Below are 11,404 nucleotides of genomic sequence, written 5' to 3'. Positions count from 1 at the left end.
TTTCCTAGATTTAGTTAGGAAATAATCATGTCACATTTGAAGGTTATTGGTATGTGCGGTTAATTGAGCGCTTACTTATTAAACGCGGTGACTTCACGGGTACTGGCGTTAATGGTTACACTGTTAAATTCAATTTGTTGGGTTTGTTCATGTTGGGCTTTACCGCGTCTTAATAGTGCTTTTACCCGTGCCCGCAGCTCTAATACGCTAAAGGGTTTGACCAGGTAATCATCTGCTCCTGCTTCAAGGCCCAGTACCACATCTGCTTCTGAATCTTTGGCGGTTAATAGCATCAACGGGACTTCCTTACCGGCTTGGCGTAGTTGCTCACACAATATAATGCCATCACCATCGGGGAGCATGCGATCCATTAAAATGAGGTCGAGTTTTTTATGTTCGATAATGTGCATGGCTTGCTTCAAGGTGGTGGCGTGATCGACGCTGTAGTTGAGTGTTTTGAGGTTAAGTATGATTAACTTAGCCAAGTCTTGTTCGTCTTCTACTAACAAAATATGTTGCGGACAAACATGGCCATTATGTTTCGCGGTTCCATTCATGGTGACTTCCTCAAAGCAAATCCAGTAATTGCATTAATACTTAGACCCGCTTTGAGGAGAATAAATTTCAATGTGGTTGAAATTCATTCAGTCGATACGACCGATTAAGATTATTCAGTACGCATAATGGTGACGGCTAATACCGGGTTATCAAAACGATGCGATGCCCCCAGTACTGAATCGGCTAAGCCATCGTACATTGAAATAACACCAGGATGAATATGGACAAAGTCGACATCATCACGGCTGGCGTTAAAACCTTCGCCGCCATCAGCAGGACCTGGCATAGTGCCTTTGGCTTCACTGTTGGCTTCAGTGCCAGCATCATAAGCCATAAACTTCATCGCGGTTGTTGCATCCACTTCCATACCGGCAATGGTGTAATTATTAATACCGGTAAAGGCATCGTTAGTGTTAACCAACATGGTGGCCAAACTAATGCTCGCTACGTCGGCTTCATCTAAAGTCAGCGTCAGCGTTTCTGACATGCCAGGCATTAATAAACCGGTGCCGTTAACGCTGCTTTCGATCACGCTTAGTGCAGCTATGTCGGCAGTATCACCAGCTTCAGCCATTTTCTCGAGTGCTTCGCTAGCCATTTCACCGGCGTTCCATAACATGGCATCACTAGCATGAGAGGCCAGAATAACCGGCGACATTGGTTGGTTAGCCGTCAGGTTAGTCACGGTCACAGTGAAGGTTTGCATCACTGGAGCTGGCGGGGTGACAACAACAGTATCATCATCGTCATCACCACAGGCAGTAAGCAGTGTTGCAGCAGCCAGCATGGCGATTAAGCTGGGCTTAAGTGTAAAGTCAGTGCGTTTCATGGGCTACCTCCTTATTTTACTGTCACCACAACTTTGGCTACAGGGTTCAACCAGCGATGAACGCGACTGTCTAGGTCACTCATACCGCCAGCAGGGTCCATGTCACCTAAAATGCCAGGGTGAGTATGCACATTGATGTTGTCAGAATTGTCCATCACGCCAGTGCCATTGGCTCCACCGTCACCACTAGGTGCCGCAGGAATACCCGGTACGCCTGACATGCCGCCGCCATTAATGATTTCATCATTGGCTTCTGTGCCCGCATCATAAGCATTGACATACATAGTGTACGTACCCGCTTCGGTAGGGATTTCCCAAGCATCTAAGCCCATAAAGGCATCGTTAGTGGGCAACACCATGGCTACGATAGATAAATGGGTGTTGTCGCCAGTATCAAGCATTACGTCACTGACATTGGCGCCAGCAGCAAGCAAACCCATTGCCGGGTTAGCTGATGTCACACCTGCATTACCGGTTACAGCAGCATCTAAGTCGCCAATATCACCGCCTTCAGCCATTTTTTGTAATGCTGCAGAGGCTTGGGTACCGACTTGAAACAAATGGCTGTCAGCGTCGTGGGCTGCAATTAACAGTGGGGTGAAGTGATTTCCGTGAGTTAAGTTTGTCACGCTAACTTCAATGTCAGCAGCGAACGTGGGTAGGCTGAATAATCCAGCAGCCATAAGACTTGCAGTCACTAGTGTACGTTTCATAACCGAGCTCCTTTGTTTAATTGCAACCAGTATGAACAAAGGATCTCACCTACTTATCGCCAAATTATCACAAAAGGTTAACATCGTTAACTTACCGATAATGACGTGTGATATGGTGTGCTAAAACCAACAATAGCTCATATCCACTAATGTTAAGCGTGGCGTTAACAGCTGAAGAAAATAGGTTAACAATGATTAGACAACTGACTGCCGCCGACTTTGATGCAGTGATAGCCTTGGGGGAAATAGTTCACGGCAGTGGTTATATGGATATCGCTGAACTGACAGCTATTTATCACAAAGGCATTAAAAATGGCATTAATGCCAATTTTGTCGCGCTTGAAAATGAGCAACTTATCGGCTTTCGGTTAACCTATGCTGCAGGACAATGGCCGCAAGACCAATGGTGTTCGGTGGATAAGTGGGGTGTTGATTTTGACGATGTGTGTTATTTCAAATCAAACACTATTGCTGAATCTGGCCGAGGCCAAGGGCTTGGTGGTAAATTATTAGCGGCGTCTAAAGCGGCAGTTATTGCTCAGGGTGCTAAGGCTGGCGTGAGCCATTTATGGCAGCAAAGCCCTAACAATGCCGCGGTACGCTATTTTACTAAGGCGGGCGGGCAGTTAATTGCGCAACACCCACAGCGCTGGCATCAACGTTATATGGGCGAAGATTATATCTGTGTATTGTGTGGTGAAGATTGCCACTGTGTTGCCTGTGAAATGCTACTGGTTTTTTAACGACATTCTAGGGTCTGTTGATCTTTGCTGGTTGAATTTTGTTCGAGATAAAAACGTTTTAATCGAGGCGAGTGGATTGCTGCCTAGCAATCTAAGCTACTTTTACTTAACGAAGAGTGACTCAACAAAGAGTAAAATGTTTTTAGCCGAACCCTACGGGCAGCGTTTGTTGGTCATTTTTACTGCGTTATCGACTTTTTGTGTAGAATAACTACACCACAAAGTCTCTGCCTTGTACAAATGAACAACAATTCGCTGCAAAACCAACCTTGAAAGATCAACAGACCCTAATAATCAATAATAACAAGAAGATGAATATGTACGATCCGCTGATTAACACCCATCCCAACAATCAAACGTTTGCTCCTAGCTATTGGGCGAGCACCCAAGCATTACCCGCACCAACAGCTGCATTGTCTGGCCGCCAACAAACCGATGTGGCTATTGTCGGCGGTGGCTACACCGGCTTGTTAACCGCATACTATTTAGCCACCGAGTTTAATATTGATTGTCAGGTGTTAGAGGCTAATCAGGTGGGGTTTGGTGCTAGCGCTCGCAATGCCGGTTTTGTGTTAAAAGGTTCGGGTCGTTTAGGTTATGCGGCCATGACTCAGCGCTGGGACTTAGCCACCACCAAAGGTATTTTTGATGAATTCACCCAAGCGGTCGCCCGAGTTGATGGGTTAATCAAACAACATAATATCGCCTGTGAGCCTCAAGAAACGGGATATTTAAAAGTGGCGCATAATCCCAAGGCGCTGGTGTCACTGCAAAACGCCGCTAACTATATTCAACAACATTTAGCCGACAGCCAAGACTCAGGTGCTGAATTTATCTCAAGCCAAGACTTTCGGGCGCAGTATTTAGATCATCATCAAGCCTATGGTGCTCTGCGCTTAAAAGATGGCTTTGGCTTAAATCCGCTTAAATTACTACTGGGTTATAAGTCGATGGTACAAAACCAAGGCGTGACGATTTCTGAGCAATCGTGTGTAGTAGATTGGATTGAGGAGGGCGGCAAGCACCGTTTAATCACCGATAAAGGCGAGCTGACTGCCAACAAGGTGATTATGGCGGGTAACGCTTATACCCCCAAACGTTTTAATCAAGGTGTAGACGATAAGTTTTTACCGATATTAAGCAATGTCATTGTAACTGAACCATTGAGTGAGCAAGAAAGCGTGGCAGCCGGTTTGCATACTCATCAGGTGACCATGGATACCCGCATTTTAAAATACTATTACCGATTATTACCCGACAACCGCTTGTTGTTTGGTGGTCGCGGCGCGGTATGGGGTAAAGATGCAGATAAGCCTATTTACGCTGAGCGCTTAAAGATGGCGTTAAATAAGTGTTTCCCCAGCTTAACGAGTAAAGCGATTGCCTATAACTGGACCGGATGGATTGCTGCGGCAATGGATGATATGCCTCATGTGTACAGCAAAGGGGGCGTGGGTTATAGCTTAGGATATTGCGGTGCTGGAGTGTCTTTTAGTAGCCAAGCGGCGTTTCGTTTAGCGCAAAGTATTGCCGGTGAAACCTTACCTAACCTGCCTTTATATCAACAACCGCTACCCCAATTTCCCTTTACCCAAGCAAGGCGCCTTGGGCAATGGGGTTACTATCATTATGGTTGGTTAAAAGACCGCTTTGGTTAACCGACCACTTCTTAGTTAACCGACCACTTCTTAGTTAACCGACTACTTTTTAGTTAACCGACTACTTCGCCAGTGCTGATCCTAGTTTCGTCTAATGGCTCAATTTTAAAATTAAAATAGGCATAAGAGGCACTGATAAGAGGACAGACTAAGTTAAAGAAGGCGTACGGCAGGTAAGCTATTGTAGCGACGCCAAGCGTACTGGCCATAAAGGCACCACAGGTATTCCACGGAACCAGTGGACTAGTCACTGTGGCTGAGTCTTCTAAGGTGCGGCTTAAATTAACCGCCGCCAACTTACGGCGAGTGTACTCTACTTTTAGCATTCTACCGGGCAGCACGATGGCAATATATTGATCGGCAGTAATAATATTAGCGCCAATACATACCCCAAGGGTGGTAATGATCAAGCTGGTGGTCCCTGTCACCACGGTAAGAATACTTTCTAAAATACGGTTTAATAACCCAGTGACTTCCATCACGCCGCCAAAGGCCATTGCACAAAGAATTAGCCACACAGTGGTCACCATGCTGCTCATGCCGCCGCGGCTTAATAAATTATCTAATACTTCATCACCGGTATTGGCCACATAACCGTCAAACATGGCAATCCATAAGCCTTTTACCAACGCCACCATCGGCAATAGGGTGTCGTCATGGACAAAATCAATGACGTTATCAAACTGAAATAATGCCGCGCAAACTGCGCCAGCCAAGGTGCCTAGTATTACCGTTGGGAATGCTGGCATTCTGCGATTGGCTAAATACAACACCACTAACAACGGGATCAGCAAATGTATTCCTGGATTGTAGGTCTTATCCAATAAAGCCAAAGTATCTACGAGTTGATTTTCAATGGGCGCAGCGTCTGCGGTAAGACCTAAAAAGATAAATCCAATGAGGGCAATAATAATGCTCGGTACCGTGGTCCAGGTCATGTGGCGGATATGGCTAAAAATATCAGTGCCCGCGACTGCGGGTGCAAGGTTGGTGGTATCAGACATTGGCGACATTTTGTCACCAAAATAAGCGCCACTGATGATAGCGCCCGCGGTGATATTGACGTCTAACCCCATGGCAGAGGAAATACCCACTAAGGCAATACCCAATGTACCGGCCACCGTCCAAGAGCTACCAATACTAAGTGCGACAACTGCACATAATAAGCAGCAAGCGGCATAAAAATAGTCTGGGTTAAGAATTTGCATACCGTAATAAATCATCGTCGGCACTGTACCGGCTAAAATCCACGTACCAATCAGTGAACCCACACTAAATAAAATTAATAATGCGCCAGTGGCAACCCCAATACTTTTGACTATACCGCGTTCCATTTGGTTCCAGCTATAACCATTTTTATAACCGATAATCATCGCAATACACGCCGCTAACACTAATGCGATTTGGTTCGCGCCAGATGAGCTGTCTGACGAAAATAGATAAACCGCCGCTGCAAGCATAATAATAAGGGAAAAAACGGGGATAAGAGCATCAAGCAAGCTGGGTTGCTTGTGCTCGGGAGGAGACGGGTTAGATGGCGCCGCTTGAGACATATTACTTCCTTTGTTGTTATTATTTTTGACCAATATCTCATTCGTGTGAGCTGGCTAAGTGTTATTGTAATAAGTTAGCAACTTATTTGTAACAAGGTTATATCCTGACATAAAAACCCGCCACAAGTCGAACATTGTTAGGCTTGAGTAATATTTTTTTGCGAGAGATATTGTTGCCGTTATTGAGCGGTGTGCTTGGTTAATTACTTTATGTGGCTAAATATGCTAATTGGTTGTTAGGGTTTGCATAAGTATTTGAGTTTGTTGTCTGGTGATACTAACATCTACTTTTATCTTTACTGCATTTTTTGATGTTATTTCTGTGATTATCTCAACAGAAAAAATCATTATCGACTGACATTTGTTGGCCTATTGGGCCACTCAAGCTCCTTTCTATCACCATTCCCTTATTACAATACCATCATCAAGTTGAGACTAAGTCTGCTAGTTTTTCCATACTGTCATTTAAGTTATATCGTTGAAAAGTTATTGATGATGAGGGTTTATGACACCTGCTATAGCGTTACCCACTTTTTAAGCCTAAGGGCAAATGAATAAAAACAAAGTAAGCATGATAGTTGACCGCCAAGAACGCAAAAAAATAGACCGCACAGGCCCGCTGCCAACGGATTGGTAGAAAAGATATATCAAGGTCAAATGCTTGATCTTGATGTGTATGATTATAGACAAGAGACAAGGTAATAAAACTAGGCTTGAAGGCGATGGGCTTGATTATCTTTTTGGCTAAAGAATTCCTGAGAATTGAACATAGGATTATTCAGATTAAAACTGATGCTCGCGAGATCCTTGATGTTTTAGGTCTACACCAAGCCTTATAACAGCAAGGCTCCCGCAAAGTGCTTACTTTGGCGTGGTATTATTTAAATGTTTTACAATAGCGTTTTCCGCATCTGACTTATCAGCTTTATCTTTGCTTGGGGTAATATGAGCCATAGCATTATGGCCGGTCATATCTTCTGCGATATGTAACCAATCAGGATGCCAATAGAAAGAGGTACCTGATACCGTGTTCCAATTATGAACCCCTGACTTTTCACCTTCATAAATCAGGTCGCTGGTAGAGTATTTCATTTCATCCTCCAAAAATAATCATTTTTTACATCATGTTAGCCTCAGCCATCATATTTGATCGCAGTGACTATTGATTATAGGATGCACCATGGATGAAGGTGCTTTTGTGATGTGCATCACAAAATAATTGATTATTGAATACTAATGAAGCATCTATAATTATAATGGCACGTTATTTGGTATCAGACAAAACTCAATCAATTTACGCGTTAGCGTTAATGGAATCGATTGCAGCTTCTCTTATCCCTGTTGAGATTAATAAGCCTTTATTTGAAAGTATGAACCACTTTGTATTAATGACTCATTTATGGGACATCAATAAAAAACCCTGCGTTGTTCACAGGGCTGATTTGGGGTATTGCAGATGAGCGCTTATCAGTTTATGCGTTTTCACGTGCTATTGCGCGATAGGCAATATCGGTGCGAAAGTACACATCATCCCAATGGATGGTATCGACTAACGCATAAGCCGCTTGTTGCGCTTCTGTCACTGTGTTTCCTAATGCGGTGGCACATAAAACGCGGCCACCGTTAGTGACAACATGGCCATCTTTGATGCGAGTACCAGCATGGAATACTTTAGCGTGAGTATCGCCAAGGCTTAACCCGTCAATCACATCGCCTTTGTTATAAGCGTCAGGATACCCACCGGCTGCCATGACGACACCGACTGCAGCGCGAGGGTCAAACTCTGCGGTGACTTGGTCTAATTCACCACGGGTCGCGGCTAAGCAAAGCTCAACAATATCAGACTGTAAACGCATCATGATCGGTTGGGTTTCTGGGTCACCAAAACGGCAGTTATATTCAAGTACTTTAGCGCTACCATCAGGCGAAATCATCAGCCCAGCGTATAAGAAACCGGTGTAAACATTACCTTCTGCTGCCATGCCATCTACCGTTGGGCGGATCACATTGGCGATAGTCCAATCGTGAACGGCTTGGGTGACGACAGGCGCGGGAGAGTATGCGCCCATTCCGCCAGTATTCGGGCCTTGGTCAGCATTATCGCGGGCTTTATGGTCTTGGCTGGTGGCCATAGCAAGAATGTTTTTGCCGTCTACCATGACGATAAAACTGGCTTCTTCGCCGGTTAAAAACTCTTCAATCACTACGCGTGAACCGGCATCGCCAAACTTATTGCCCGCAAGCATATCGTCAATGGCTTCATTGGCTTGGGTTTGGTCAGCTGCGATGATCACCCCTTTACCAGCCGCTAAACCGTCGGCTTTAATGACGATAGGAAAACCGGTTTTAGTCGTGAGTTCAGTAACGTAAGCTTTTGCTGGCGCAATATCAGTGAAGTTTGAATACGCTGCCGTTGGAATATGATGACGAGCTAAAAAATCTTTAGTGAACGCTTTTGAAGATTCAAGCTGCGCCGCGCCTTTTGTTGGACCAAAAATAGCTAAACCAGCCGCATTAAAGGCATCGACTACGCCTAACGCTAATGGCACTTCAGGGCCGACAATCGTAATCGCAATGGCATTGTCTTTGGCAAATGCAACCAATTCGTCAATTTGTTCAACATCAATGGCAAGGTTTTCTAATTTGGGTTCTAAGGCTATGCCGGCATTACCTGGAGCAACAAATACAGTGTCAACTTGTGCTGATTGGGCTGCTTTCCACGCCAACGCATGTTCACGTCCGCCGCCGCCAATAACAAGTACTCTCATTTTTAATCCTTTTATCGCTGCGTTATTGTGTCAATTTCTGCTTCAAGCATGCTCACCTATACTGATAAGCTGCATGTGCTTTCATTGAACCAGAAAAAATGGCTATGCTCTAATTCGTTTAACACAAAATGTAAACAGTATCGCTTGTCATCTCTTTGGCAAACATCATTTAGCTAAAAGCACGATAGAAAAGCGATACCCATATTTGATATCAGAGTTTATTAATGACGGAAGTGACGCATGCCAGTCAATACCATCGCCATACCATGCTCGTCGGCAGCAGCGATGATTTCTTCATCACGAATTGAGCCACCTGGTTGGATGATACAGCTAATACCTGCAGCCGCGGCTGCATCGATACCATCACGGAAGGGGAAGAAGGCATCAGATGCCATTACTGAATTTTCAACCACTAGGCCTTCATCTGCGGCTTTAATACCCGCTATTTTGGCTGAGTAAACGCGGCTCATTTGGCCTGCGCCCACACCTATGGTCATACCGTCTTTGGCGTAAACAATGGCGTTAGATTTAACAAACTTGGCCACTTTCCAGCAGAACATTAAGTCTTTTAGTTCGCTTGCAGTCGGTTGACGCTTAGACACCACTTTAACGTCGGCTAAGTTCACCATGCCTTGGTCGCGGTCTTGCACTAACAATCCACCGTTAACGCGCTTGTAGTCTAAGCTGGTGGTCTTAGTATTCCACTGGCCACATTCAAGTAATCGCACATTAGCTTTAGCGGCAATGATGTCGCGCGCGGCTTGGCTCACTTTAGGGGCGATGATCACTTCAACAAACTGACGGTCAACAATGGCTTGCGCTGTGTCTGCGTCTAATTCTTGGTTAAAGGCGATGATGCCACCAAACGCTGAGGTTGGGTCGGTTTTAAATGCACGATCATAGGCTTCTAACAGGTTAGCACCTAATGCTACACCACAAGGGTTAGCATGTTTAACGATAACGCACGCAGGGCCTTCAAACTCTTTTACGCATTCAAGGGCAGAATCTGTGTCAGCAATATTATTGTAAGACAGTGCCTTACCTTGTAACTGAATTGCGCTAGCAACAGAGGCTTCATCTATATTGGTGTTTACATAAAAAGCTGCTTTCTGGTGACTATTTTCACCGTAACGTAAGTCTTGCTTCTTAACAAACTGAGAATTAAACGTGCGTGGAAACGTTGAATCATCATGGCATTCATCGGTGCTGTGTGCGGGAACCATAGTGCCGAAGTAATTGGCTATCATACCGTCATAAGCGGCGGTGTGTTCAAAGGCGGCAATGGCTAAGTCAAAACGCGTTGCTAATGTTGTGCTGCCATTGTTAGCTTGCATTTCAGTGATCACACGGGGGTAATCTTTGGCATTGACCACTATGGTGGTGTCTTTGTGGTTTTTAGCGGTTGAGCGAACCATTGTTGGGCCGCCAATGTCGATGTTTTCGACCGCGTCCGCTAAGGTGCAACCTGGCTTATCAACGGTTTCTGCGAATGGGTATAAGTTAACCACAACTAAATCAATAGGCTTAATAGCGTTTTGTTCCATGACGATTTCGTCAATGCCGCGACGGGCTAAAATGCCGCCGTGAATTTTTGGGTGCAGTGTTTTAACACGACCATCCATAATTTCTGGGTGACCTGTGTAGTCAGAAACTTCAATGACCGGAATGTTATTGGCCGCAAGTAATTTTGCAGTACCACCCGTAGACAGGAGTTCAACACCTTGTGCATGCAGCGCTTGTGCAAACTCAAGGATCCCAGTTTTATCTGATACGCTTAATAGCGCGCGACGAATTGGTCTGACATTATTCATTTAGGTACAGGGTCCACTAGTTTGATTTAAAGGATCTTTCGTAAAATAGAATCATCAAAAAGTCTGCTTTACCAAAGTCCCTCACCGTGAATTCTTATTGTGGTTACACCTTCTAGGTTATCTGTATCGTGATCAGGCGGGCGTATTTTATCGTAAAGAGCTTCTATTAGGTGTTTTTTCTGTGTAATTTCACAATATTGAAATAAGAACAAAGATACGTAAGAATAATCATTCAAAAACCCTTGACCTTGGATTAAACTCTAAGGTTTATACTTACGTTAATTATGCAATCAATGGCTGAACATATTATGTATCGAATAGGCGAACTTTCTGCCTTGTATGACATTAAGGCTGACACATTACGGTTTTACGAAAAGCACGGTTTGCTGTCGCCATCAAGCCGGTCTGATGCTGGATATCGATTGTATAACCATAGCGATTCCGAGCAACTTAAATTTATTTTACGAGCCAAAGCCGTCGGTTTTTCGCTCAATGACATTGCAGAATTATTGTCTATCGAAGTCGATAAAACCAACCGCGCTTGTGCTGATGTTAAAGGCTTAGTGGATACCAAGCTTGAGCAAGTGGAAGCCAAATTAGCCGAGTTACAGCATTTTGCAACCTCACTAAAAAGTTTATCAAATACTTGCTGTGGTGGCCATGATAGTGCCGAACATTGCTCAATACTCGAAGCGTTAGAGTCCTCTGATAAAGACATTATTGCTGAAAAAGAACATCATCACTTTGCCCAATCAGGTCGTAAGGATTAAC

10 protein-coding genes are annotated in these 11,404 nt (G+C 44.5%); 3 read left to right on the top strand and 7 right to left on the bottom strand.

The window, feature by feature from the left end; translation table 11 throughout:
* Positions 1–71: 71 nt before the first annotated feature.
* The 3 genes from AAEZ02_RS15115 to AAEZ02_RS15105 all read right to left on the bottom strand — a co-directional run bounded on the left by AAEZ02_RS15115 (position 72) and on the right by AAEZ02_RS15105 (position 2,100).
* The gene (locus AAEZ02_RS15115; RefSeq protein WP_351123846.1) at positions 72–557 is read right to left on the bottom strand and encodes a response regulator transcription factor; all 486 of its coding nucleotides are present in this window, start codon (positions 555–557) and stop codon (positions 72–74) included.
* 110 nt (positions 558–667) lie between these two features.
* The gene (locus AAEZ02_RS15110) at positions 668–1,387 is read right to left on the bottom strand and encodes a spondin domain-containing protein (RefSeq protein ID WP_351075654.1); all 720 of its coding nucleotides are present in this window, start codon (positions 1,385–1,387) and stop codon (positions 668–670) included.
* An 11-nt stretch (positions 1,388–1,398) separates the two neighbouring features.
* On the bottom strand, positions 1,399–2,100 hold the full coding sequence (locus AAEZ02_RS15105; protein WP_124014240.1) for a spondin domain-containing protein: 702 nt from the start codon (positions 2,098–2,100) through the stop codon (positions 1,399–1,401).
* A 191-nt stretch (positions 2,101–2,291) separates the two neighbouring features.
* On the opposite strand from AAEZ02_RS15105, the gene AAEZ02_RS15100 reads away from it, so the two are divergent.
* Positions 2,292–2,843: a GNAT family N-acetyltransferase gene (locus AAEZ02_RS15100; protein WP_124014241.1), complete on the top strand. Its 552-nt coding sequence runs from the start codon at positions 2,292–2,294 to the stop codon at positions 2,841–2,843.
* 317 nt (positions 2,844–3,160) lie between these two features.
* On the top strand, positions 3,161–4,501 hold the full coding sequence (locus tag AAEZ02_RS15095) for an NAD(P)/FAD-dependent oxidoreductase (protein WP_124014242.1): 1,341 nt from the start codon (positions 3,161–3,163) through the stop codon (positions 4,499–4,501).
* Between the two features lie 53 nt (positions 4,502–4,554).
* Here the strand turns inward: AAEZ02_RS15095 and nhaC are convergent, their stop codons facing one another.
* The 4 genes from nhaC to purH all read right to left on the bottom strand — a co-directional run bounded on the left by nhaC (position 4,555) and on the right by purH (position 10,633).
* Positions 4,555–6,054 carry a Na+/H+ antiporter NhaC gene (gene nhaC / locus AAEZ02_RS15090; protein WP_101032939.1) on the bottom strand — a complete coding sequence of 500 codons (1,500 nt, stop codon included), beginning with the start codon at positions 6,052–6,054 and terminating at the stop codon, positions 4,555–4,557.
* Positions 6,055–6,915: 861 nt separating this feature from the next.
* Positions 6,916–7,146 carry a hypothetical protein gene (locus AAEZ02_RS15085; RefSeq protein ID WP_124014243.1) on the bottom strand — a complete coding sequence of 77 codons (231 nt, stop codon included), beginning with the start codon at positions 7,144–7,146 and terminating at the stop codon, positions 6,916–6,918.
* Positions 7,147–7,526: 380 nt separating this feature from the next.
* Positions 7,527–8,822 (bottom strand): phosphoribosylamine--glycine ligase, encoded by a 1,296-nt coding sequence (gene purD, locus AAEZ02_RS15080; protein WP_351123844.1) that lies wholly within the window; start codon positions 8,820–8,822, stop codon positions 7,527–7,529.
* Positions 8,823–9,043: 221 nt separating this feature from the next.
* Entirely contained in the window at positions 9,044–10,633 is a 1,590-nt protein-coding gene (gene purH / locus AAEZ02_RS15075; protein WP_351123842.1) for a bifunctional phosphoribosylaminoimidazolecarboxamide formyltransferase/IMP cyclohydrolase, read from the bottom strand.
* A gap of 308 nt (positions 10,634–10,941) precedes the next feature.
* Between purH and zntR the strand changes: the two genes are divergently transcribed.
* Positions 10,942–11,403 carry a Zn(2+)-responsive transcriptional regulator gene (zntR, locus tag AAEZ02_RS15070; protein WP_101034756.1) on the top strand — a complete coding sequence of 154 codons (462 nt, stop codon included), beginning with the start codon at positions 10,942–10,944 and terminating at the stop codon, positions 11,401–11,403.
* The last annotated feature ends 1 nt before the right edge of the window (position 11,404 follow it).

This window comes from Shewanella sp. T24-MNA-CIBAN-0130, from assembly GCF_040310185.1.
Classification (GTDB): Bacteria; Pseudomonadota; Gammaproteobacteria; order Enterobacterales; family Shewanellaceae; genus Shewanella; species Shewanella psychromarinicola.
This window is presented reverse-complemented; position numbering and strand designations above follow the sequence as displayed.

Coding starts and splice junctions, on each gene's coding strand:
- AAEZ02_RS15115 (WP_351123846.1), bottom strand. CDS start 557: ATGAATGGAACCGCGAAACATAATGGCCATGTTTGTCCGCAACATATT.
- AAEZ02_RS15110 (WP_351075654.1), bottom strand. CDS start 1,387: ATGAAACGCACTGACTTTACACTTAAGCCCAGCTTAATCGCCATGCTG.
- AAEZ02_RS15105 (WP_124014240.1), bottom strand. CDS start 2,100: ATGAAACGTACACTAGTGACTGCAAGTCTTATGGCTGCTGGATTATTC.
- AAEZ02_RS15100 (WP_124014241.1), top strand. CDS start 2,292: ATGATTAGACAACTGACTGCCGCCGACTTTGATGCAGTGATAGCCTTG.
- AAEZ02_RS15095 (WP_124014242.1), top strand. CDS start 3,161: ATGTACGATCCGCTGATTAACACCCATCCCAACAATCAAACGTTTGCT.
- nhaC (WP_101032939.1), bottom strand. CDS start 6,054: ATGTCTCAAGCGGCGCCATCTAACCCGTCTCCTCCCGAGCACAAGCAA.
- AAEZ02_RS15085 (WP_124014243.1), bottom strand. CDS start 7,146: ATGAAATACTCTACCAGCGACCTGATTTATGAAGGTGAAAAGTCAGGG.
- purD (WP_351123844.1), bottom strand. CDS start 8,822: ATGAGAGTACTTGTTATTGGCGGCGGCGGACGTGAACATGCGTTGGCG.
- purH (WP_351123842.1), bottom strand. CDS start 10,633: ATGAATAATGTCAGACCAATTCGTCGCGCGCTATTAAGCGTATCAGAT.
- zntR (WP_101034756.1), top strand. CDS start 10,942: ATGTATCGAATAGGCGAACTTTCTGCCTTGTATGACATTAAGGCTGAC.